We start from the raw sequence: 25679 nt of genomic DNA, 5'->3' as shown, positions 1-25679 counted from the left end.
AATAACTTAGTATCCTGTTCATTTCTAAAACATTTCGTTGGTTAACTCCATATTTACCATAGCACCAGCAACATTGCCTGTAGACACTGAATTAGCCACTGAACGCATCCGACTTGAATTATCGCCACAGGCATAAATTCCCTCAACAGTTGTTTGCTGAAAAGGATCTACACTTAAAAAACCTTGCTCGGTTAAGGAACAGCCCAAACTTTCAGGGATTGCCGTTTGCTGTTGAAAAGGAATACTCGCGTACATCGCCTCCAGTCTCATTTTTGCTCCATTTTCAAATACCACCTGCTGCAAATAACCTTTGCGATACTCAATTGCAACCAACTTGGATTCATTAATCTGAATGTTGTTTTTCTTTAGCCTATTCTTTTGTTCCGGGCTAAAATTGGAAGAGCCATTGGTAAAAAGAGTTAAATGTGGAGTTAGGTTGCTAACCAAGGAAGCCAAGTGAAATGCTTTCTCGCCATCAGCAAAAATCCCGGTTTTCTTGTTTCGGTGCTCATAACCATGACAATAAGGACAATGAATGACCGAAATTCCCCAACAATCCATAAATCCAGGAATCGCAGGAATTTCGTCCTTTATTCCTGCAGCAAAAATTAGCTTTTTGCCATGAAACGTGTCATTCACTTGAGTGCTTATACTGAAACCATCAGTTGTTTTCTGTCCCGACAGGGCGAGTCCATCATAAAAGGTCACCGTCTCGTATTTCTCAACCTGCTGCTTGGCTATCAAGGAAATCTCTGCGGGAGTCTTTCCATCCTGAGTCAAGAAATTATGCGAATGCGGTGTTTGTCTGTTGCATGGCTGTCCGCTATCGATCACCAATGTTTTTTTTAATGATCGCCCTAAAGCCATCGCAGCAGAAAGTCCGGCATAGCTACCACCTACAATAATTACATCAAAAGTTTTCTGTTTTTCCATTTTATCACTGTTTAAAAGAATAAAGTAAACGGCTAAATAAAATGGGTGATCAGGCAAGAAAGACGCTGACATTGATTCCAAAATGCGTCTATTGTTGATGTTTTTTTTTGGTAAAGTTAATCGTTAGCTTTATTATTGCAATAATGTCGCATTAATAAATTGATTGTTTTTTTAACGAAACATTCAAAACACAGCTTAATTTTACCAGATGAAAAGGAGAAACACACCAACCAAAGAGGCTGTTCTAAAGCTACTGGCGCAATCAGGCAAGGCGCTGAGTCACGAAGCCATAGAGAAAGCCATTGACATCCCCATTAACCGAGCGACAATCTATCGTGTGCTGAATCAATTTTGCCATGACGGAACCGTACACAAGATTGTTGCAGAGGACGGAAAACAATATTTTGCCGTATGCATGAAATGTGAGGGTGATGCTCCACAAGAACCTCATTTTCATTTTCGATGTACCAGCTGCGACTCGATTGAATGCCTGAAAGAACCTGTTCATTTTTCCCTTCCCGAAGGATATGAAGTAGCCAGTGTAAACTGCGTGCTTAGCGGACTTTGCAGTAAATGCTCCTCTCATAATTCGACGTGTGAAAACGAATAAAAATAGCCTCACAACAATAGTGCAAGGCTATTCTATCTCATCAATCCCTTTCCACTAAAAAGGCTTCTTTTTGACTTGCTTTACCATCTTTGAAAACGACTTTTCGCGCTTTCGTTTTTCATGCACCGAGGAAGTATAATGCCAGGCTTCTTTTCTTAACTTCAGGTAATTTTCATAAACCCCCTCTTCTATTTCGCCATCGTTAACCGCCTTGATCACCGCACATCCTTTTTCGTTGACATGCTGACAATCGGCAAAACGGCATGCTCCCTCAAAACGGCTTAAATCCAGCACCTCAGACAGTTTATCCTGATCATCGCTGGTGACTCCAAAAACCTTTATTCCCGGAGTATCGATTAATACGCCCGCATCATCCAGTAAAATAATCTCTCGTCGTGTGGAGGTATGTTTACCCTTGCCTGTTGAGCCGCTAATTGCGCCAGTTTGCAATACCTCTTTCTGACACAACTGGTTAATTAAGCTACTCTTCCCCACTCCCGAAGAACCTATAAATACCACCGTTTCTCCCCGACCAATATAGCTTCGTAGCTTTGCGATACTCGCCGGATCATGAATACTCGTATAGCATACAGGCAGCTTATTTCCCAGGTGTTTTAAGGCAGCCTTAACTTCAGCTTCCTCAAAAACCAAATCCGTTTTAGTTAAGATTAACACCGGACGAATCTCCTCGGCTACCACTTGCAACATGGTTCGTTCAATTCTACGAACGTTGAAGTTTAAATCCAAACTCTGCACAATAAAAGCCTGCTCGACATGTGCTGCAATCGCTTGTTTCTCTGCAACAGTTCCACTTTTCAATCGATACAAGGTTTTACGGCGAGGCAACCGATCTAAAATAAGCCCTTTATCGGCATCCAAGACTTGAAAAATTACCCAATCACCGGTACAGGGCAATTCCGAGTCCTCTTTCCCATACAACATATTGCCTGTCAACTCGCAGGTATAGCAACCTGTTTCAGTTACCACCTCGTAACAGGTTTTATGCGTAACTGCAATCCGACCGTGGATAAAACCGGAATAGTCAGACGCCTCTTTTTGCTGGAATAACCAATCATTCCAACCATATAAGTTTAAATCATTCATTTGATCATTCAATTCCTAAAGAAGGACTGCTCAAGGACACTCAAACAGTCCTTCAAGTTAAAATCTAAATCTTTTTACCAATATAAAATACATAGCCATAGTAGTCTTTATACTGATGATAAAGTTGTCGCTCGTGTCGTTGGTTGGCGACAAACTCTTCAGCAAGACGATTGCCAGCATGCTTCTTCAGAAAAATTTTCTCAGCCTCAGGCTGGGGAGCGTAAAAATGCTCCGTCCAACAGTTTTCGGGCAGGATAAATGAAGCTACTGGAACATAACCGGCGTGTTGCATTTGAGCAATTTTGTTAGGAATGGTGTCGATCCCCGGATAAGCATCCATCCAAAAATCTTCAATTTCCTTGGGACGCTTTTCCGTATACCACGATACTTCTGAAACGGCGATGTAGCCGCCTTTTTTCAAAAAGTTACTCCATTCTTTTAATCCTCGCTCAAAGCCAATGTTATAGATTGCGCCTTCTGACCATATCAAGTCCAAGTCTTCTGGCTCAAATGGAAGTTCCTCCATCGACGCTACAACTCCCTTAACTCTGCCTTCCAACCGTTTTTGCTTTACATTTTCTGAAAGCAAGTTGATAAACAAGGGGAACAAATCAATTCCAGCAATGTATCCTGAGGTATTTTCTGCCAGTACAATGGTTTGACCACCCGTTCCACAACCGATGTCGGCAATTTTAGAGTTTGAATGAAGATTATCGATGAAGCCCAAAGCCTTGATTGTTACTTCAGGACTTCCTGGCCCTTGTCGTTCTACGCTCGAAAAGTATTCGCAGATTAAATTGAAGTCAAATTCGTGAATCGATTTATTATCGTTACTCATGATTTTAAATTTAAGCGTGTTGAGTTTTGTCACAAAAGAATATCCTTACTCTTTGTCTTTCCTCAACCTTCTGATTGTTAAAGTATAGCTATAAAAATAACTCCGACAAGAACATGCCTGAGTTGAAAATAGGGGATAACCAAAGGCCAACCGCCCAGGTTATTTACTTTACCAGATCCTTCTTAAATTTAAACATCCAATGTTTTTAGTTGACACAAAGGTACTTATTTTTAGTAACCGATGCATCATTTCTACCTAAAATCAAAAAAAAGAGGGATCAAAATGATCCCTCTTTAGGCCCGAATATAATTCAAAACTCAAATCCCACGCATAGTTCGCATGGATTTATTTAACAAGCTCGAACTCAACTCTACGATTCTTTGCACGTCCTTCTTCCGTATTGTTTGGAGCTACCGGCTGTGATTTTCCAAGAGGAACAACCTTAATGATCCGGCTTGAAGAAATACCTTTTTCAATCAGGTAGCTTCTCGCGGCATTAGCTCTACGTTCAGAAAGATCCATGTTGTACTTTTCAGTACCAACTTCGTCAGCATGACCATATAGTTCTACTGAGAATTCTTTGTGCTTTTTCATCGTTTCAACAACATCGTCCAACCCAGCTTTAGCTGATGAAGTCAAGCTGCTCTTATCGAATCCGAAAAGAACGGCATCAAACTCTGGTGCTACAACAGGGCAACCGTTGTTTTCAGCTGGACCAGCTTCTGTTGGACAATCATCTTCTTCATCAACGATTCCATCACCATCGCGGTCATATGGACATCCGTTTTTATCAACTTTGTATCCTTTTGGTGTATCAGGACACTTATCATCTTTATCAGCAACTCCGTCGCCATCGCTATCAGGACATCCTGCCAATTCCTTTACTCCAGGAGTATCAGGGCAGTCATCGTCTTTATCAGCAACTCCGTCGCCGTCGCTATCAGGACAACCATTCAAGGCAATTTCTCCAGCCTCAGTTGGGCAATCATCTTTGTAGTCAGGCACACCATCTCCATCGGTATCAATTGGACAACCATTTTTGTCAACAGGCACTCCTTGTGGAGTATTTGGACAATCATCCTTACGATCAGGAACACCGTCACCATCCGTGTCTTTTGCTTTTCCGAAAGCAATTTCTACACCTCCAACACCTTTCCAAAAACTCTCGGTATTTGGACGTGTTTGAAGATCGTCATCAGCCCAACCTTCGACAAATCCGGCTTCAGCAAACAACGAAACAGATGGGCTAACAGGGAATTTGAAACCTAAACCAGCATCCCAGTTGATTCCTTCGCTATCATTATCAATGATAAAACCAGGACCACCATACAAGTAAGGCTGAATGCTACTGTTTTCTTTAAAAATGTAACCGTTATTAAATTTATAACGCAAGTTCAAGAATGTAGATGCATAATCCATGGTACTTGAAACTTTGTTATTTCCAAGTCCCAGATTGTTCAAAAGCATCAAGTCAAACGAACGACTTAAGTAACGGCTCAGGTAAAACTCAGTGGCTACACCTGTTCCTTCAAGAGTATTTCCATAATAAGCACCGGCACCAATACCGACGCCCCATTTTTTGTCTTTGTTTTGTGCATATCCGGTTTGAAACAACAAACCTACTGCTAAAATTAAAAGTAACTTTTTCATAATTAATTGATCATTTTTTCATTCTAACTCATTTATTTCGGGGTGGCAGACATGCATTGAGAACCTAAGTTCCCACATGATTCATGTTCTGCTTATAGTCTGAATGTCACTCCCAACTTTCCTCCAGAGAAAGCATTACCTCCTCCAAATTCAAGATTCACTCCAACATTGTCGGAGAAAAAATAACGTCCTCCAATTTGCGCACCAAGTCCCAGACCAGACGAATGTGAGCCTTCATATCCGTTGGGCGAGTTCCAGATATAAAATCCCAAGTTCAATCCAGCATAAAAATCCCATTCAGAAGGTAGCTCCAATACCCGGTTAAAATGATAATTTCCGTTTCCAGAAATACCAATCACCGAGTGATCGTAATTTACATTGGCGTACTTGTCATTGTACGAGCGATAAGAAAGCTCACCTCCAATGGTGATGTCCTCATGCACGCCATAGTCTAAACCGACATACAGAGGAACTCCCCATGAGGATAATCCCACACCTGCATTCAGTTGTGACTCTCCTTTGGCAATTGGCGCTTGCGCAAATAGCAAGTTGCTAAAAAGCACGAGAGACAGGATCAGTAATTGTTTTTTCATTGCTTGTTAATTAAAAATTGAATAATAGAATTAAATTATATTTTGAATTGATTGATTGATTGCGAACGTAAAATATTAACTGTTATCGCGAAGTAGTCCTTTATAAACCAAGCCAGCAACACATGCTGCTGCAATTGGGATGACAATAAACAGCCAAAGCTGAGAAAGCGCCCAATCGCCAACAAATAATGCCTGACTGATACTACGAGCTGGATTAACTGACGTATTGGTAACCGGAATGCTCACCAGATGAATCAAGGTTAACGTTAATCCAATGGCTAAACCTGCAAATCCCTTTGGAGCCCGATCATCAGTAGCTCCCAGAATAATCAGCAAAAACATGAAAGTCATGATAAACTCGGTGATGATAGCCGCCTGCATACTGTAATTTCCCGGCGAATGTTCACCATAACCATTCGCGGCAAAAGAGCCGATCTCTGATCCGTTACCGGTAACAATAAAATACAAAGCAGTCGCAGCTACAATACCTCCCGCGACCTGCGAAATTACATAGGAAAGAACCTCTTTTGATGGCACTCGACCGCCTATCCAAAGCCCAATGGTTACCGCTGGATTAAGATGAGCTCCGGAAACTGGTCCCAATGCATAAGCCATCGTAACAACTGTTAATCCAAAGGCCAACGAGACGCCAAGAAGCCCGATTCCGACATTCGGAAACCCTGCGGCTAACAATGCACTTCCGCAACCACCGAAAACCAACCAAAAGGTCCCTATAAACTCTGCTAAACTTTTTTTCATACTTTGCTTTTTACTGAGTATCTTTCCTGGATCTTACGAAAATCACTCCCTGCAAAAATCCAAAGTTTTTGACTAAAACACCCTATTTACAACCTTTACAACATCTATACGCCCATCTATACAAGATCTATACACCAGCTGCAACCAACTGAAAGACAACAATTACAAAAACACAACGTTTAACATTATTTAACGACAAGTATAAAATATTGCCAATCAAATCATAAGAACAAGTCGCTTTTAGAATAGACATCAACAATAGTTAAGAGCTTCGCTTACCACAGCGAATAACGAGAAAGAACACAAATAAAAACATTACTTTTGTAAAATAGAACCCGTCATCAAATAAGGATGAAAAACAGGAACAATAAGTTAGTTTACAACGTTCCTACAAAGAAAACCAAACCACAGACAGATGAGCAATTCAAAACTACTGCTTGTTGATGATGAACCTTTAAACCTGAAGCTTTTTCAGAAAATGCTAAAGGATAATGATTATCAAATCATCACAGCCTCCAACGGACAAGAATGCCTTCTTAAAGTAGAAGCGACGGATCCCGACTTGGTATTGATGGATTGGAACATGCCCGTAATGGACGGTCTTGAAGCATTAAAACGACTGAAACAAGACGAAGCAACAAAAGATATTCCCGTATTGATGATTACTGGCGTGATGACCTCTTCTGAAGATTTGGCCTTGGCCATGTCGATTGGGGCAATTGACTTTCTGAAAAAGCCCTTTGAAAAGCTCGAACTTAATGCCCGAATCAACAACATCCTTTTACTATCTAATACGCTGAAAGTACTTAAGGATCAAAATAACTCGCTGGAGAATAAAAATATCTTCATTTCTTCCCTACTCGAAAGTGTTCCTCACCCCGTTATTTATTGTTCTTTGGAAGGTGTTTTACTCATGTGCAATCACTTTTTCGAGAAGCTAATCGATAAAAATAAAGTCGAACTTCTTGGCAAATCAATCTACCGCCATTTTCTAAGTGAAGAAATTGGCTTTCATGTCCAGAAAGATATCGAATTGGTTGAAAAAGGAACTGCTCTGGCCTACGAGAAAAATGGATTTCCCGGAAATAAGACTTTTATTATTTCTAAGAATGTTGTTCGCGACAGCCACGACAAGCCGCTAGGAATCATTACGGCCTTCACCGATATCTCGGAACTAAAAAAAGCCAATGAGGACATTGTTAATAATAAAAAGATCGAATTAATCTCGAGTGCTCTAAAAATGATGCACCTCAATGAAATGAATACCAGCCTGATCAATGACTTGGAAAAAGTGCTTCCTCATGCAACAAAAGAAGGACAGGACTTGATTCGAAAAATGACCAATAAATTTAAAATGAACATGGCCGAACAAGTTTGGAACGACTTTGAAACTCGTTTTGAGAGTGCCTTTGATTCGTTTTATCGCATTTTGCTGGAGCGCTTTCCTAACCTAACGCCTAACGAGCGTAAACTATGCGCCCTACTTCGCTCTGGTCTTTCTTCCAAAGATATTGCTGTTCTTACTTTTCAAAATCCTCAAAGTGTTGATGTCGCCAGGTACCGCCTTCGAAAAAAATTGAACTTGGTTAATGAAGAAAACCTCACGGACTTTCTCCTCTTAATCGACAAAATGCAAACAAACTAATATTCAAAAGATTACCACAAAAGTATAGATGAAGTATAGTTCCAAAATCGCATTTTTATTTTTATAATTTCGATTTTTGTATTCATTATACTACAAAATTATAAAAGGAGAATTCGGGAAATGGCTAAATTAAAATTGCCGAAACGACTAATGGTGACTACCATTTTGATGGCATTAATCTTGGTTCTGATTATTGGTATAATAGTCAGCTTGATTAATGAAAAAGGTCGCATACAATCGGCATTAAATCTATCGCAACAGAATCGGGAACAACTTTTAAAATCAGAAAGCGTAACTGAATCGCTTTTATTGGTGGAAGCTCGTTTCCAGGAATATTGCATCACATTTGAACGACCGGTTTTTGAGGACTATAAATTCCATGTGCAAACGTTAGCTGAAAATATTTTGCAACTGCAGCAAACAGTTGCTAAAGATACGGCGCAGGAAAGTGATCGAATTTCAGGGATTCTGGATGAAAAAACCAGGGAAACAGACATTTATGTGAGGCTTAAACAGACCACTGATTCTTTGATCTTTTCAGTTGAAGACCTGGAAGAATATCAAGCTGACTTGGAGAAATACTCCTCTCGTCAAACCAAAGGAAGAGTTGATACAATTAGCGTAACAGAAACGCGAGAAACGCGCAAGAAAGGCTTATTTGGGAAAATAAAAAGCGCCATTGTAGGAGAAAAAGTCCAGGAAAATGTCAGTACAAAACTCCGGGTTCAATCTCCCAACAGTCAAGAAATTACAACTCAATCAACGCGATCAAGCAATTCGGGTTCTCAACCAGGAAATATGAAAGAGCTGGTTCAAAAAACGTATAAGCTCAAAGAAAGTGAACTCAAACTTATTGCCATTAACAATAGTCTAATTGCTGAAATTCATCAACTCATTGATGAGATAAAAAACAGCATTCGGGCTCAGGAAGCCAAGCAGAATAATTCATTCCTAATTTCAGTAAGAAGCTCAACCGATTTTTTACAAAACATTCTGATTGCACTTATGTTGCTAGCCTGTATTCTAGCTGGCTACATTCTTTTGCTTGCCTTTAAAAACGATCGTTTTCAGGAACACATTGTTGATCTAAACCAAAAGGTAACCAAGGATTCTCTGCAAAAAGACAAGTTCTTCTCCATTGTTAGCCACGATTTAATGAACCCATTCAATGCACTACTTGGCTTTAGTGAAATGCTGAATGAATCAGCAAAGAAAGGCAACAAAGAAGACACCTCCGAGTACGCTTCCATTGTTCACCAATCGGCCAAACGAATTTTCAACCTGCTTCAAAACCTTTTAGTGTGGACAAGAATGCAGAATGGGAAAACCAAGTATGCTCCAAAGACTGAAAAAGTTGAAGAGCTCGTTTCTGACACCATGCTAATTGTAGCTCCGATTGCTCAAAACAAAGGAATCAAACTTGAATGGGATGTGGAAAAAGAGATTACAGCTAAACTCGATTCAAATATGATCGGCTCTGCGCTCCAAAACCTGGTTACAAATGCCATCAAATTCACGGAAAATGGGGGAAGCGTAAAAGTTACAGCAACAACGGAATCTGACAATCTAAACTTTGTGGTTGCTGACACAGGGGTCGGCATGTCGACAGAACAATTAGACGACCTTTTCAAAATTGATAAAAACTCCTCTTCGAGAGGGACAAACGACGAAACGGGAACAGGGCTTGGATTGATTATTGCCAAAGAATTTATCGATGCTCACCAAGGAGAAATCCGGGCAGAGAGTACCTTAGGAAAAGGAAGCAAATTCTGCTTTTCCATTCCTCTTAGTTAATTATTTTTTATTGAGTATGATCAGTTGGTCACGCAAACGACTTTCGTTCTTCAAGAATATTTGATACTTTTACTGCATCTCGTTGGGGGTGTCTGCCAATAGGTGGGCTGAGATTATACCCCGGAACCTGAAATGTATAATAACAGCGGAGGGAAACGAGGATTGTATTTCAATTGACGATTAATTGAACGCTAAATACAAGCCGTTTCGCATTTCTGCGGAGCGGCTTTTGTTTTATAAAAACATTAGCGGCAAGATTCGTTCGTTCCCAAAAACAAATGTCATGATCAATTCAAAATCAATTTATGCTGATTTAACAGCCTTAAGAAAAAACGTCCCCTTGGTCCATAACATCACCAATTTTGTGGTTATGAATAATACGGCCAATGCCTTGCTTGCGGTTGGTGCCTCTCCCGTGATGGCTCATGCCATTGAGGAGGTCGCCGATATGGTCCGAATTGCTGCTTCATTAGTCATCAACATGGGAACCTTAAACCCACAATGGGTTGACGGCATGCTTCAGGCCGGAGCTGCTGCCAAGCAAAAAGGAATCCCTGTTGTTTTCGATCCGGTTGGTGTAGGCGCTACTCCTTATCGGAATCAAGTAGCAACCCAAATTATAGCCACATGCCAACCAAGCATTATTCGCGGAAATGCCTCCGAAATCATGGCTTTGGCAAAAGAAAATATAGCCACTAAAGGAGTCGATAGCACCATCGCTGCCGATTCAGCTTTAGAAGCGGCCAAGCGTTTGGCCGATCAAACCGGAGCAGTGGTGGTCATTAGCGGAGTGGAAGATTTCATCACTAACGGAGAACAGGTCATTTCCATTAAAAACGGCAGTACACTCATGCCCAAAGTAACCGGAATGGGCTGTACAGCATCTGCCATCACCGGAGCCTTTGCCGCAATCAATGAAAATGCACTTCAGGCTGCAGCACACGCCATGGCTGTGATGGGAATTGCCGGTGAGTTATCAGCAGCTAAAGTTGCCGGTCCGGGAAGTTTACAAACCGTCTTCATTGACACCTTGTATCAACTTTCCGAAGAAGAAATTACCAACACTTTTATCAATTAACTATGATTCCTTTTGATTTAAGCCTCTACCTGGTAACCGACCGTGATTTGTCGAAAGGAAGGCCACTGGAATACATTGTTGCAGAAGCAGTAAAAGGCGGTGTTACCATGGTTCAGCTCCGTGAAAAAGACTGTTCATCACGAGACTTTTATGAGCTTGGAGTTCGGTTGAAAAAAATACTCAACCCGCAGAATATTCCGCTCATCATTAACGACCGCCTAGACATCGCCTTGGCCGTTGATGCAGATGGATTGCACATTGGACAAAGCGATCTGCCTTGCGAGATTGCCCGGCAGTTTCTGGGGAAAAATAAAATTCTGGGGCTATCAGTAGAAACCATTCAACAGGTTGAAGAAGCCAATGCTTTGGATGTTGACTACATCGGAATTTCGCCCGTATTTGCCACCCCGACCAAAACAGATACGTTCACCCCATTTGGGCTCGAAGGCGTAAAAGCCAGCTGTGCATTATCCAAACACCCGGCTGTAGCCATTGGCGGAATAAATATTGAGAATACTGCTGAGATCATTGCCAAAGGAGCTGACGGAGTTGCTGTTGTTTCGGCCATCTCGTCAGCGGATAGTCCCATGAAAGCCGCAGCATCATTAAAAAAATTAATTGCTAAAAAATAAAACTATGAAATGGAGTAAAGAAGCCGGGGAAACCTGTAGCCCAGTCTATAACCAAATATTAAAATTACCTTTTTTGAACGAACTGATGGAAGGAACACTCCCAAAGGAAAAGTTCTTTTTTTACTTGCAGCAGGATGCTTTTTACCTTGCCGAGTATGGAAAAATTTTAGCGGGCATTGCCGCAAAACTTGACTGCAAAGAATGGCGCGAAGATTTTCTTTCATTCTCTTCAGATACCGTCACCGTAGAACAAGCCTTGCACGAATCGTACCTGAAAGGAGCAAGCGGAGATGCAACGCCTTCTCCAACCTGCACGCTTTACACCGGTCACATGCACCAACAGCTGGCCAGCGGATCGGTTGAGAATGCCTTGGCTGCTGTATTGCCTTGCTTCTGGGTTTACAAAGAAGTGGGTGATTATATCCTCGCTCACCAAACTAAAGAAGCAAATCCTTACCAGGAATGGATCAATACCTACGGTGGTGAAGAGTTTGCCCTTGCCGTAAAAAAGGCAGTTGCCATTTGCGATGAAGCTGCGCAAAACGCAACACCAGCAAAGCGCAAGGAAATGACCAGAGCTTTTGAGCTATCCTTTAAAATGGAATGGATGTTTTGGCACAGTGCCTGGCAGCAAGAGCAATGGCTAGTCTAATTGAAGTACAATTATTTAATCAACTATTTCTAAAGGCATTAAAACTGGAAGAATAAAGAGAAAACCATGGAATTAAAAGAAATAGGCGAGTTCGGTTTTATAGAACGTTTTTCACCCGAGTTTAAATCGCTGCTGACCAAAAATGTATTTGGCATTGGTGATGATTGCGCCATTCTACCAATGAATGACACCGAAGATTTGCTGGTCACCACCGATATGCTGATTGAGGATATTCACTTTTTGCGTGAAAAAATCACCCCTTGGCAACTGGGCTACAAATCGGTTGCTGTTAATCTCAGTGATTTAGCTGCTATGGGAGCAACGCCAATTGGGACTTTTCTGTCCATCGCCATTCCTCCGGGAGTCGATGTTGAATACCTGGATGAACTGATGAAAGGCTACCACGCCATTTCGGATCGTTACCAAACTCCACTTTTAGGAGGTGACACCACCAAATCGGTTAAACATTTGGCCATTAATGTTTGTGCCATTGGGAAGTGCCCCAAAGGACAGGCCAAATTACGTTCTGGCGCACAAGCAGGCGATGTGGTTTGTGTTACCGGCTCATTGGGTGATTCGGCAGGTGGGCTGCAGGTTCTGCTCAACCAGCTGGAATCAAATGAGGATACCTATTACCTTTTGAAAAAACATCACCAGCCAGAACCCAGGATTGAACTAGGAGAAACCTTAGTCAATCTTAACAGGGTGCACAGTATGATGGACATTTCGGATGGAATTGCCTCCGACCTCAAACATATTCTGAAAGCCTCCGGGAAAGCGGCCAAAATTGAATTGAACAAGCTGCCGATCTCCGACCAACTGAAGCGAGTGAGTCAGCAACAAAACTGGCAGCCGGAAGAATTAGCAGTTGGGGGTGGTGAAGATTACGAATTGCTGTTTACCCTCGAATCCAGTCTGCTCGAACCATTACAAAGGCTATTTCTAGAACAGTTTGGCCAAACCGTTTTTCCAATCGGTGTCATTGAAAAAGGAGAACCGGAAATTCACTGGGTCAAAGAAGGGAAAAAAGTTCAATTCGGGAAAACCGGTTTTAATCATTTTCAATAATTTCTAAATCGTAATAATGAACTATAAACGAGTTTTAAGCATTGCCGGAAGTGACCCCAGTGGTGGTGCCGGCATTCAGGCCGACCTTAAAGCAATATCAGCCTGTGGCTGTTTTGCAACAACGGCTATCACCGCCATTGTTGATGAAAACACGGTTGGGGTTTATGGAGTCCACCCTGTTCCGATCGATTTTGTGAAAGGACAGATCAAATCAGTTTTGGAAGATGTTGGAACTGATGCTATAAAAATTGGTATGTTGCACTCTTCGGAACTCATTCGTGCAGTTAAAGAGTCAATCCTGCCACACCAAGTCAATAACATTGTTTTGGATCCGGTTATGGTAGCCACCTCTGGTGATAAACTTCTGCAAGACGAAGCCATTGCAACACTCCAACAAGAGTTGATTCCAATGGTGCGGGTAATCACCCCCAATATTCCGGAAGCAGAAATCTTGTCCGGCCTAAAAATCAACCAGCAAGCTGATTTGAAAAAAGTTGCCAAGGCCTTATCCTGCCAGCAAACCGTTTCCGTTTTGCTCAAAGCAGGACACTTAACGGATGATGAGCTTATCGACGTGTTCTACAATGCAGAGACGGATGAGTTTCTGGAGCTTTCATCAAAACGGATCAATACCCGGAACACGCATGGGACAGGCTGTACCTTTTCTTCGGCGCTTGCCGCCTTCCTGGCTAAGCAAGAATCGCTTAACGATGCAGTAAGGCACGCCAAACAATACATTAATCAAGCCATTGAAAAAGGAGCCGCCTACCAAATCGGAAAAGGCAATGGCCCCGTTCATCATTTCCATAATTTTTGGAGTTAAAATTTGGCTATCCCCAAGAAGTATTTCTTCTTCCTATTTCAGCCAACTCTTTATCAGCAATTCAATCTGATAGGAGTTGGCTTTCTTTAGCAATAAAGAAGCATTTGATCATTTAGATAATTCTTTCACCTCCCAAATAGACAAAATTCGCATCAATAGCATATAATCTGAATAGTCATATTTTGGAAAAAAATAACCTCCTAAGATCGATTACAAAAATCATTTTATATTCTTATTTTTATGACTTCCATACCTACAACTTAACATATCAATAAAAAACGATCTAAACTTACACTAATCAATGCAAGCACAATTAAAAGACGAATATAAATGGAATCAGTTAAGACAGGGAAATGATATATATTTTTCCATGATTTATTCAGAAAGTGCTCCCAGACTATACCGATATGGACTAAAATTCACACAAAATCGAGATACAATAGAAGATGTAGTTCAAGATTTATTCTCAGATTTAATCAAAAATAGAGAAACACTTGGAGAAACAGATAATATTCTATTTTATCTTATGCGCGCATTTAAACGCCGACTTTTTCGTATTTTAAAGAAGGAGATCAATCCAGATGTTGAGCCGTTAGCTGATAATTATTCCTTTAGAGTAACCTACTCGATTGAACAAGAAATCATAAAAAATGAAGAAATTCATAGGCAAACTTTAAATCTTTTTGGGGCCCTTGAAAAATTACCTGTTAGACAAAAAGAAGCAATCTATTTAAAATATAGGGAAGGAATGAGTTATCATGAGATTGCCGATATCATGGAAATTAGTATTGAGTCAAGTCGAAATCTAGTTTGTAAAGCGATAAAAAGTCTTCGCCAATCAATCCACACTCCAACTCAATTAATCCAACTATTAAACCTTATTTTCAAATAAAGTTTAATTCTCAAAAAAATATTTATACGAAAATTCACTTCGAACGATGATGTTTTGCACTTGCATGCCTTTATATTAATAAAAGTATGATCAATTAATGGAAACATCAAAATATAGCCGGTATACAATAGAAGATTTTGTCCTTGACCCCTTTTTTATAAAATGGATTATATCTCCAGACAAAAAAGATGAACTATTTTGGAATAGATACCAAGAAGAGCACCCAGAACAAGAAGAGAGTATTCGAAAGGCAATATTTATGATTCAAGCCATTCGTTCTGATAAAGAAGTTATTCCTGAAAAAAAACTAGACCAAATTCACAGACTTCTTATCAAACAAATCCGTAGGAGAACCACTCCTATCATTCATATTTTTAAGTATGTAGCAATATTACTAATCCTAACAGCTTCTTCATTCTATATCTATGTACAACAGCAAAACAATGTCTTCCCATCAAAAAAAAATATTCCTATATCATCAAATAAAGGTGTACTAATTACTTCAAATGGGAATAGACATGAATTTACTACAGACAACACCTCGATAAAACAAACTGCTCAAAATAAACTAACAATAAATAATGATACCATATACAATAGTAAAGAAGAGAAACAACCACAACAAGAATTGAACCAGCTAATTATACCTTACGGCAAACGCTCAAAAATTACATTAGAAGATGGGACACAAATTTGGCTTAATTCTGGCAGTCAACTCTTATATCCAAGCTCCTTCAATTCTAAAACACGCAAAATTTACCTAAAAGGAGAAGCATTTCTCCAGGTAGCAGAGAATAAAAATAAACCATTCTATGTAATTACTCCTGCTATAAAAGTTCAGGTTTTAGGCACAACCTTCAATATTTCAGCATATAGTGATGACAGCTTTATAGAAACGGTACTACTACATGGTAAAGTAAATATTTCTACGAATAAAGCATTCTCTGACAACATAGAAATAATCCCTGGAGAACGAGTTAAATATATAAAAAACAGCAAGAGTATGAAAAAAGACCATGTAAATCCAAAATTATACGCTTCATGGATTAATGGATATCTCATTTTTGAAAATACTCCAATAAAAGATGTCTCAAAAAAACTGGAGCGATATTACAACACAAAAATAGTCATAGAGCAAGGACTCGAACAAATTACATTCTCTGGAAAACTTGATTTAAAAAATAATTTGATAGATGTATTTGAATCTATTTCATTTACTTCTTCTATAAAAGTTATTGAAAATAAAGATTTTATCACTATAAAACCTTAATGCTTATGAAGTAAACCGAACAAAAAACAACACTAAAGAATCAAAAAACCGGGAGATGCGTCCAAACAATTCCCGGTTTCATTTCAATTAAACGACCTAAAAGTCATCTAATAAACAAAAACAATCAAATTTATGGAAAAAATTTCAACAGAAGAGGATTTCATCAAGAGTCTTCGAAAAATATTTTTTGTTATGAGGCTTACCTTGTTTCTGGTTATTTTTAATGCTGCCTTTGCATATAGTATATCCAGTTATTCTCAAAATACAAGGCTTTCAATAAAATTGGAACATGCCACGGTGAAGGAAGTGCTAAAGGATATTGAATCTCAATCTGAATTTATTTTCTTTTATCAAGACCAACAAGTAAACACTCATCGAAAAGTCAATATTAATGTTTCAAACAAAAATATTGATGAAATTCTAGACTTATTGCTAAAAGGAACCGATAACTCTTACATTATCCGCGACCGACAGATATCTATTGGGAAACTACCCAATAATTCTGAGCCATCAGCTTTACCCTTGCAAGATTCAACGGAGAAAATACTAAAAGGTAAAATTACAGACGAAAAAGGATTACCTCTACCAGGAGCAGCAATTACCATATCAGGCACCACCCGTGGAGTAATGACAGATATTGATGGATCCTTTCAAATCAATGTATCTCCAGGAAATAAATTAATTTTCTCGTTTATCGGGATGACCAGCGAAACTCTTGAGTACACGGGACAACAAGATGTTAACATTACTTTAAAGGAAGATTCTCAAGAATTGAAAGATGTTGTTGTTGTTGCATATGGGAAACAACGCAAAGAAAGTGTTATTGGAGCAATCACGTCTGTAAAAGTCCCAGACTTAAGGATGCCTGTGGGAAAACTAAGTACAAGTCTTGCCGGACAATTGGCGGGAATTGTTGCAGTTCAACGTTCTGGAGAACCTGGATCTGGAGCTGATTTCTGGATTCGTGGAGTAAGTACTTTCGGGGCCAATAACCGTCCACTTGTACTAGTCGATGGGATTGAACGTTCGCTGGACTTAGTAGATGTTGAAGACATTGAAACATTTTCGATTTTAAAAGATGCAACAGCAACAGCTGTCTACGGTGTTAGAGGAGCAAATGGAGTTGTACTTGTTACTACTCGAAAAGGAAAAACAGGCAAGCCTTTAATCAATATAAAAGCAGAAACTGGACTACTCTCTCCAACTCGCATGCCAGAAATGGCAAATGCAGAACAGTTCATCGATTTATACAATGAAGTGCACAGAGAGGCTAACAAAGGACGGAATTTCTATTCCGAGGAAGCCAAGCAAAAATATCTTAATGGATCAGATCCTGACCTATATCCAAATATTGATTGGCTCAATGAAATTTATAAGAATGTTACAACTAGTAATCGTTTAAATGCGAGTGTTTCTGGCGGAGGAAAAATTGCTAATTTTTATGTGTCTGGATCAGTATATCGTGAAAATGGTATTTTCGATGCAATTGAAAGTGAAGAATACAATCCTTCGCTAAATTGGACCAAATATTCGTTTCGCTCGAATATTGACATAAAACTACACCGAAATACTATCCTGAACTTAAACCTATCCAATCAATACGAGATCAAAAATAGGCCAAATACAACAAGCCTTTGGTTGTATTCTTTTCAAACTGTTCCTATAGCTATACCCAAAATATATTCAGATGGAAGCTTAGCTAAACCAGATATTGGACAAAACCCATACAACCTGCTTAATAATACAGGATATGTCCAGATTTTCAACAATAATGCCCAATCTTTAATCGGAATCACTCAAGATTTCTCTGAATTAATAACCCCTGGATTAAAAGCGAATATTAAATTTTCATGGGATGCATACAATTCTGCCAGTATCATCCGTAAAAAGAATCCCACAACTTATTACGCTATCGACAGAGATACTGAAGGTAACCTCATTTTAAAAAGAACTACCGATGGCGGAAATTATATGACTTTTGAAAGAGGAAATGCAGGTACACGTACAACCTACTTAGAAGCATCTCTTACCTATAATCGAGTATTTAATGGAAATCATAGAGTTGGGGGTTTATTTTTATTCAACCAACGCGAACATGTAAATAATTTTCCAACCAAATATGTATACTCTCTTCCATACAGAAATATGGGAATTGCTGGCCGTATTACCTATGCTTTCCGCGATAAGTATTTTGCAGAAGGAAATTTTGGCTACAATGGCTCCGAAAATTTCTCACCAGGGAAACAGTATGGCTTTTTCCCCTCAATAGCACTGGGGTATTTGCTTAGTAGTGAAAACTTTTTTCTTCCTCTTAATCCAATCATTAACACATTAAAATTAAAAGGATCTTACGGCACTATAGGTAACGACAAAATTGGAGGAGGTCGCCGATTCGCTTTCAATCCAGAAATGCAAGACTACAACTCTTTCACCTTTGGAGAAATGGGACAATCCTGGATTAGAGGGCTTGCGACAGGGTATCCGGGAAACCCCCATGTCTCATGGGAAAAAGCAAAGAAATTTAACATTGGAATTGAAGTTGGGCTATTCAATAAGCTCAATATACAAGCTGATTACTTTCATGAATTACGTGACGGTATTTTCATTGAACGAGAAAGCGTTCCATCCATAGTCGGAATTAATGTTGCCCCTTATGTTAATCTTGGAAAGATGGAAAACAAAGGAATTGATGCATCAATGGATTACAGAGAACAAATTGGAGACTTATTTATCTCAGCCAGAGCCAACTTCACATTCAACAGAAATAAAAAATTATACGATGACAAACCAACCCCAATAATGGCTTACAAAAGTCAGGTTGGGAAACCCCTATACCAACAATTTGGATTAGTCGCAATAGGTTATTTTGAGTCAGAAGAAGACATTCAGAATTCTCCAGTTCAGCAATACGGCCCCGTTCGTCCAGGGGACTTGAAATACCGTGATATCAATGGTGATATGGTAGTTAACGCTTCAGATATAGTTCCAATAGGAAGAACCAGTATTCCCGAAATTAATTATGGATTTGGTATTAGCTTGGCTTATAAAGGTATCGACCTATCTCTATTTTGCCAAGGAGTAGAGAATGTAACTATGTTTACTGGAGGAACTGCAATTAACGGATTTGAAAATTCCAATTTATTCCTATCTGGAGTGTATGCCGATGTTGCAAAAAATAGATGGAAAGTAGAAGTTCCAAATCCCAAAGCCAAATATCCAAGAATGTCTATTTACACAAACGAGAACAATAGACAAAGATCTACCGCTAAACAAATTGACAATAGCTTTCTTAGATTGAAGAATGCAGAATTGGGCTACACCCTCCATACGTCAATTTCTAATAAAGTAGGATTTTCGTCTATCCGATTTTTCACTCAAGGAGTCAACTTACTCACATTAAGCAGCTTTAAACTTTGGGATCCTGAAATCACAAATCAGCAAGGTGCAGTATATCCCAATATGAAAACTTTTACTCTTGGAGTTAATCTAAACTTTTAACAACTGAAACAATGTTAAAAAAAACATCCTTACACATAGTTATTCCTGTTATGATGATGATGTTCTTTTCTTGTGAAGAATATCTCACCCCTGATTTAAACGATCAAATGACTATAGAAGAAGCATTTGATAAGCGTGCAACAACTGAACGCTATCTTGCTCAAGTATATTCTTTTCTACCAAACGATTACGAAGCCAAAGAATCAACTACTCCCCGATCAGATGAAGCATACTATTCATGGATTGCGTGGGCACCTTATCTCGGACACAATGATGGCTCATGGAATCCTTCAACCAACTTATATCATACGTGGTCTCATAATTATAAAGGAATTCATCAAGCTTCCATTTTTATCGAAAATGTTGACAACTGTCTGGAATTATCACAAGAAGAACGTCAGCATGCTAAAGCAGAAGCTCGTTTCATTCGAGCATACCTTTATTTTATGATGGTTCAACAATATGGACCAGTCTATATTTGGGGGGATAAAATTCCTGATCTGAATATAAAAAATGAAGAAATAGACAGACACTCTTTAGATTTTTGCTTCGAGTTTATCAATAGCGAATTGGAAAAAGCAGCTAAAGACTTACCTCTTAAAATTCAAGATCCGGCGTGGTATGGTCGAGCCACAAAAGGAGCTGCTTTAGCAACTCGAGCACGCATGCTATTGTATGCAGCCCGCCCCCTATTCAATGGCTGTGACCTGTACAGGGGGATGAAAAACCATTATGGAGACTTTCTGTTTCCTCAAGTTCCTGATCCTTCTAAATGGACAAAAGCAGCACAGGGCGCCAAAGACGTTATCGATTTAGGTATATATAAGCTTTATGAAAACAGTGAAGAGACCGATCCTTTTCAAAAGGGGATAAAATCTTACATGGGAATTTACTTCGAGAAATGGAATGATGAATTGATTTTTGCTAAATGGGAATCTAATGGTTGGTTATGGAATGTACGTTGTAATCCCCCTTTGGTCGTTAAACATGGATACGGAGGTTATGCTCCATCTATGAAATTGGTTGACACTTATCCGATGGAAAAGTCAGGGCGTTTCCCTATAACCAATTATCAAACTGATGGGGCACCTATAATCGACCCATTATCTGGATACTCTGATGAAGGATTCATCGATTCATATGTGCATCCTATCGACAAGTTTACAATAAAAGCGCACAAGAGTTGCGTTGGACGTGATGCTCGATTTTACGCATCAGTTCTTTTTAATGGAATGTATTGGATCAATACTTTCCAAGGGAAAAAGTTGGTTACTTTTCATACGGGAGGTACTTCTACCTATAACAATAAATCTGGCGACTTCTGTAAGGTCGGATATCTGTGGAGAAGAATGACTGACCCAAGAAACGATATGGATAACAATAAATGGGGAAGCTTTAGTTGGCCATATATTAGGCTGGCGGAAGTATATCTTAATTACGCTGAAGCATGCAATGAAAAACCAACTCGGGATGAAGCCAGCGCTTTAGAATACATCAATAAAATTCGCAATAGAAGTGGCCTTAATGATATTGAAGAAGCTTACCCTGAAGTAATAGGAAACCAGAGTCTTCTTCGTGAACTCATTCGTAAGGAACGAATGGTAGAAATGGCTTTCGAGAATCTTCGTTATTATGATATTCGTACTTGGATGATTGCAGATAAAGAAAGCAATGGACCACGCTACGGAAGAAACCTGCTTGCAACCAATTATGAAGACTCATGGGAACGTACTGACCAAATCTGTTTGCCTTTGGTATTTCAGTCAAAACACTATTTATTTCCTATTCATCAGTCTCAATTAGACGAAATGAAAAATATTACTCAAAACTATGGTTGGTAGCCCTCAAAAAAAATAAAAACAATGAATACGAAAAAAATAACAATAAAACTCCTGTTTATATTTTCATTCATACCCTTAATTTTTTCATGCGAAGATAACCGAATGAATGACATTACAGAAGATAAAGTCTACCTAATAAAATCAGGGGTGCAAAACGCTCAACTATTTAATTTTGGAACATATAAGTATGAGCTTATTGTCAATAAATCTGGAATTGGCAGAAAAGAAGCCAAATTAAAGCTTACAATAGCAAATGATCTGCTAGAATCATACAATACAGCAGAAAACTCTCAATATGAGATTTTACCAGCTAACTGCTTTACTTTTGAAAATAAAGAGTTAAATATTGCCGAAAAAGAAGCATCAGACAAATTCTGCATTCTATTTAACACGACCGCAATTAAGAAACTCTCATCGCAAAAGAAGAGTTTTGCATTACCTATCCGTATTGAAGCGGTTAATGATATTGAACTTTTAGCTGATAATTCAAATGTACTGCTTATTCCTGTCTTATCTGAACCTTATATTGAATTCACTGAGCCAGGATTATCTGAGACTCCTATTTCTCTCTCGCTTAACGACCCAGAAAGTTTTAATGTTCCTGTATCTATTCAAACCAACTATAAACCTCAAGCAAAACTGAATTTCAAGATTGAAGTTGATACTCAAGAATTAACAAAATATAATGATGCAAATAACACCAATTATCTGCTCCTACCGGACAATTCATATCAACTTTTTTCCAATGAACACTTTCTGAATGTTGGACAAAAATCTAAAGATTTGAATATTTCAATCGTTCGGAAGAATTTGTTAAATAAACCTGACCTCTATTTATTCGGAGAATACATCCTTCCTCTACGAATTAAAGAAGTTTCGGAACATACAATTGCCCAACAAGGAGCGACTATTTTATTGCATATTAGCTGTTCTGCTTACGAATTATCTAGAACAACTTGGGAAATTATTGAATGGAATTCATGTATATGCGAAGAAACCAAGTATATTGACCTTAATCGAACTCCAGAAAAATTACTAGACAATGATATCTCCACCTTCTGGGGATCTAAATGGGATGTGCCAAAGCCTATGCCATATTACTTTGTCATAGATATGAAAGCCTCAAAGAATATTGTTAAAATTGGACTACGTAAGCCTGATAACATTTATCGCGGCAACCAAAAAAAGGGATATTTCCAAATTAGTGATGATCTGAACACTTGGGAAAAAATTGGCGATTGGCAAATTACTAACAATGGAGCTCGTTCTCATGTTTTTGAAGTTACTCCGTCACATGGGAGATATCTTCGATTTATTATAACGGAAGCATTTTCCTATGCCAACAATAATATCGGGCCAACCAGTGGAGCACAGATGGATTTATCTGAACTATATGTTTGGGGGGTTGACTAATTTTCCCTATCCCCCTATAAGTCAGGTTTTATACCAGGTCGCATTGCCCTTCAAATACACGATGGAGGCGAAATCAAAGTCCTCTGGAGAAACCTAAACTTAGAAACCTTATAAATCACTAAATAGAGATGAAGAATATAAGCAGAAGAAAATTTGTAAAAGCAACTGCCCTGGCAGGCGCTGCATTCTCAGTAGTCCCAAGTACCGTTATGGGAAAATCATTTGGACATACTGCGCCGAGTGATAAACTGAATATCGCCGGAGTTGGTGTCGGTGGAATGGGACGTAACAACCTGCGTAACATGAGCGCTGAAAACATTGTAGCTCTGTGTGATGTGGATTGGAAATATGCCGATAAAACATTTAAAGATTATCCGAAGGCAGAACGATTTAATGACTGGCGCGAGATGCTGGATAAAATGGGTAACTCAATCGACGCGGTAATGGTGGCAACGCCAGACCATACCCACGCTGGTGTAACAGCACACGCCATGACTTTAGGCAAGCATGTTTACACACAAAAGCCTTTAACACACTCGGTATATGAATCACGCCTGTTGACCAAACTGGCTGAAAAATATGGTGTTGCTACGCAAATGGGTAACCAGGGGAACTCAGGTGACGACATTCGTCGTGTTTGCGAGTGGATCTGGTCCGGAGCCATTGGCGAAGTGACTGAAGTACATGCCTGGACTGACCGTCCGATCTGGCCACAAGGGTTGCAACGCCCAACTGAGAACGTGAAAGTTCCAAAAACCCTGGATTGGGATCTGTTTTTAGGGCCGGCTGCTTACCGTCCTTATCATCCTTCATACACACCCTGGAACTGGCGTGGCTGGTGGGATTACGGTACTGGCGCCTTAGGCGATATGGCTTGTCACGTACTTGATCCGGTTTTCTGGGCCCTGAATTTAAAATACCCTTCAAAAGTTGAGGCTTCTTCAACGCTTGTAAATACCGAGAGTGCTCCTCATGCCGAAAAGGTAACTTATACGTTCCCTGCCCGCAAAAACATGCCTGATGTTGGTATGCCAGAGGTTAAAGTGGTATGGTACGACGGTGGTTTCCTTCCTGAACGTCCGATTGAACTTCCTGATGGTGAAGTTTTAGGTAAAGACAGCGGCGGTGGTTTGCTGTTTGTGGGAACCAAAGGTAAGATCATGACCAGCTATTATGGTATGCAGCCTACCTTGTTGCCTTACGAAAGAATGGAAGACTTTAAAGAGCCAACACCAACGATTGCTCGTATCCCTGGTTCAGAAGCCGGCCCTTGGTCGGGAGCACACGAGCGTGACTGGATCCGTGCCTGTAAAGAATCGAAAGGCAGCCGAAAAGAGGCAAGTGCCAACTTCGCATACTCCGGACCATTCAACGAAATGGTTGTGATGGGAGTGCTGGCCGTACGTCTGCAGTCGCTGAACCGGACCCTTCACTGGGATGGTGAAAATATGCGTTTTACGAATATTTCTGATTCAGATAAGATTAAAGTGGTAACCGTTGATAAGTTTGAAGTGGTGGATGGCGATCCTCGTTTCGATCGTCAGTTTGCTGATTTCAATGCGAAAGCGATTTCAGAAGAGTGGATTAACCACACCTATCGCGAAGGATGGGCTTTGCCACCAATGCCTAAATAGGCTAAAAGCAAAATACTTTAATGGAGAAACTGGTGCAAGCTGGTTTCTCCTGTTAGAACACAAAACCAACAACAAACACTAAAATTGAAGGATAATGAGACAAACAATGAAGACTTGTGGTCTTTTTTTAATTGCATTAGTAATGGCATTTCCAGTAGTAGCTCAACCAAGTAAAAAATTAAAGAAAGCCGGATGGGAACTAGGTGTTCAGAGTTATACGTTTCACCGTTTTACCTTTCAGGAAGCAGTAGATAAAGCGCAGGAATTGGGCTTGAACTACATGGAAGTTTACTACGGACAGCCATTGGGAAAAGACATTGAAGGAACCATGGATTTCAAAATGGATAAAGCCACCCAAAAAGAGGTGTTGAAATATGCTAAATCCAAAGGCGTAAAAATTAAGGCCAGTGGTGTGGTTATTTGTAAAGATGAAGCAGAATGGGAACAACTGTTCCAGTTTGCGGATGCCATGGGCATTGAAATTATCACCTGCGAGCCCGAATACAAACACCTGAAGTTTGTTGATCAGCTGGCCAACAAGTACAAAATTGATGTGGCCATTCACAATCACCCTAAACCATCCAATTACTGGTCGCCTGAGTTATTCATGAAAGCTGTTGATGGCTTGAGCGATCGCATTGGGGCATGTGCTGATGTTGGTCACTGGAAACGGATGGGCATTGATCCGGTTGAAGGGTTGAAACAATATGGAAGCCGTTTGAAATCGCTTCACTTTAAAGACATCAAAGAAAAAGTGGAAGGCGAAGCCGAACAGCATGATGTAATTTGGGGAACAGGAATCCTGCCTTTGAAAGACATGTTGGAAGTTTTGAAAGAGGAAAAATTTGAAGGATTATTCTCCATCGAATATGAATACAACTGGGACAACTCAGTGCCTGATATCAAAAAGAACATCGCTTACTTCAATCAGGTAGTTGATGAACTATTCTAG

Annotated in this window: 21 protein-coding genes; 15 read left to right on the top strand and 6 right to left on the bottom strand. The window is 39.7% G+C overall.

Going from position 1 to position 25679, the window contains the following annotated elements:
- Window positions 1–24: 24 nt before the first annotated feature.
- On the bottom strand, window positions 25–933 hold the full coding sequence (locus tag BM156_RS12155) for an NAD(P)/FAD-dependent oxidoreductase (RefSeq protein WP_093920336.1): 909 nt from the start codon (window positions 931–933) through the stop codon (window positions 25–27).
- A 208-nt stretch (window positions 934–1141) separates the two neighbouring features.
- Between BM156_RS12155 and BM156_RS12150 the strand changes: the two genes are divergently transcribed.
- Entirely contained in the window at window positions 1142–1543 is a 402-nt protein-coding gene (locus BM156_RS12150; protein ID WP_093920158.1) for a Fur family transcriptional regulator, read from the top strand.
- A 54-nt stretch (window positions 1544–1597) separates the two neighbouring features.
- Here the strand turns inward: BM156_RS12150 and rsgA are convergent, their stop codons facing one another.
- The 5 genes from rsgA to aqpZ form a co-directional block, all read right to left on the bottom strand.
- Window positions 1598–2647 (bottom strand): ribosome small subunit-dependent GTPase A, encoded by a 1050-nt coding sequence (gene rsgA, locus BM156_RS12145; RefSeq protein ID WP_093920157.1) that lies wholly within the window; start codon window positions 2645–2647, stop codon window positions 1598–1600.
- A gap of 64 nt (window positions 2648–2711) precedes the next feature.
- A complete protein-coding gene (locus tag BM156_RS12140) occupies window positions 2712–3485 on the bottom strand; it encodes a class I SAM-dependent methyltransferase (RefSeq protein ID WP_093920156.1) in 774 nt (257 codons plus the stop codon).
- A gap of 345 nt (window positions 3486–3830) precedes the next feature.
- Window positions 3831–5135, bottom strand: coding sequence for an OmpA family protein (locus BM156_RS12135; protein ID WP_093920155.1), 1305 nt, complete (start codon window positions 5133–5135; stop codon window positions 3831–3833).
- Between the two features lie 92 nt (window positions 5136–5227).
- Window positions 5228–5728, bottom strand: coding sequence for a porin family protein (locus tag BM156_RS12130; RefSeq protein ID WP_093920154.1), 501 nt, complete (start codon window positions 5726–5728; stop codon window positions 5228–5230).
- Between the two features lie 75 nt (window positions 5729–5803).
- A complete protein-coding gene (aqpZ, locus tag BM156_RS12125) occupies window positions 5804–6508 on the bottom strand; it encodes an aquaporin Z (RefSeq protein WP_262987308.1) in 705 nt (234 codons plus the stop codon).
- 394 nt (window positions 6509–6902) lie between these two features.
- On the opposite strand from aqpZ, the gene BM156_RS12120 reads away from it, so the two are divergent.
- The 14 genes from BM156_RS12120 (at window position 6903) to BM156_RS12055 (ending at window position 25679) form a co-directional block, all read left to right on the top strand.
- Window positions 6903–8132, top strand: a complete 1230-nt coding sequence (locus BM156_RS12120) for a response regulator (protein WP_093920152.1) — start codon at window positions 6903–6905, stop codon at window positions 8130–8132.
- A gap of 120 nt (window positions 8133–8252) precedes the next feature.
- Window positions 8253–9926, top strand: coding sequence for a sensor histidine kinase (locus BM156_RS12115; protein ID WP_093920151.1), 1674 nt, complete (start codon window positions 8253–8255; stop codon window positions 9924–9926).
- A gap of 283 nt (window positions 9927–10209) precedes the next feature.
- A complete protein-coding gene (thiM, locus tag BM156_RS12110) occupies window positions 10210–11004 on the top strand; it encodes a hydroxyethylthiazole kinase (RefSeq protein WP_093920150.1) in 795 nt (264 codons plus the stop codon).
- 2 nt (window positions 11005–11006) lie between these two features.
- Window positions 11007–11636: a thiamine phosphate synthase gene (gene thiE, locus BM156_RS12105; protein WP_093920149.1), complete on the top strand. Its 630-nt coding sequence runs from the start codon at window positions 11007–11009 to the stop codon at window positions 11634–11636.
- Window positions 11637–11640: 4 nt separating this feature from the next.
- Window positions 11641–12288: a TenA family protein gene (locus BM156_RS12100; RefSeq protein WP_093920148.1), complete on the top strand. Its 648-nt coding sequence runs from the start codon at window positions 11641–11643 to the stop codon at window positions 12286–12288.
- A gap of 66 nt (window positions 12289–12354) precedes the next feature.
- Window positions 12355–13356, top strand: coding sequence for a thiamine-phosphate kinase (thiL, locus tag BM156_RS12095; RefSeq protein ID WP_093920147.1), 1002 nt, complete (start codon window positions 12355–12357; stop codon window positions 13354–13356).
- A gap of 16 nt (window positions 13357–13372) precedes the next feature.
- Window positions 13373–14179: a bifunctional hydroxymethylpyrimidine kinase/phosphomethylpyrimidine kinase gene (gene thiD / locus BM156_RS12090; protein WP_093920146.1), complete on the top strand. Its 807-nt coding sequence runs from the start codon at window positions 13373–13375 to the stop codon at window positions 14177–14179.
- 301 nt (window positions 14180–14480) lie between these two features.
- Window positions 14481–15071, top strand: coding sequence for an RNA polymerase sigma factor (locus tag BM156_RS12085; protein WP_093920145.1), 591 nt, complete (start codon window positions 14481–14483; stop codon window positions 15069–15071).
- 97 nt (window positions 15072–15168) lie between these two features.
- Complete coding sequence (locus BM156_RS12080; RefSeq protein WP_093920144.1) at window positions 15169–16341, top strand: FecR family protein; 1173 nt, start codon at window positions 15169–15171, stop codon at window positions 16339–16341.
- 132 nt (window positions 16342–16473) lie between these two features.
- Window positions 16474–19839, top strand: a complete 3366-nt coding sequence (locus BM156_RS12075; protein WP_212733505.1) for a TonB-dependent receptor — start codon at window positions 16474–16476, stop codon at window positions 19837–19839.
- Between the two features lie 11 nt (window positions 19840–19850).
- The gene (locus tag BM156_RS12070) at window positions 19851–21680 is read left to right on the top strand and encodes a RagB/SusD family nutrient uptake outer membrane protein (protein WP_093920143.1); all 1830 of its coding nucleotides are present in this window, start codon (window positions 19851–19853) and stop codon (window positions 21678–21680) included.
- Between the two features lie 21 nt (window positions 21681–21701).
- Window positions 21702–23093 (top strand): BT_3987 domain-containing protein, encoded by a 1392-nt coding sequence (locus BM156_RS12065; RefSeq protein ID WP_093920142.1) that lies wholly within the window; start codon window positions 21702–21704, stop codon window positions 23091–23093.
- Window positions 23094–23221: 128 nt separating this feature from the next.
- The gene (locus BM156_RS12060; protein ID WP_093920141.1) at window positions 23222–24727 is read left to right on the top strand and encodes a Gfo/Idh/MocA family protein; all 1506 of its coding nucleotides are present in this window, start codon (window positions 23222–23224) and stop codon (window positions 24725–24727) included.
- Between the two features lie 142 nt (window positions 24728–24869).
- On the top strand, window positions 24870–25679 hold the full coding sequence (locus BM156_RS12055) for a sugar phosphate isomerase/epimerase family protein (RefSeq protein WP_244525742.1): 810 nt from the start codon (window positions 24870–24872) through the stop codon (window positions 25677–25679).

The sequence above is a fragment of the Sunxiuqinia elliptica genome (assembly GCF_900113005.1).
GTDB classification, from domain to species: Bacteria; Bacteroidota; Bacteroidia; order Bacteroidales; family Prolixibacteraceae; genus Sunxiuqinia; species Sunxiuqinia elliptica.
This window is presented reverse-complemented; position numbering and strand designations above follow the sequence as displayed.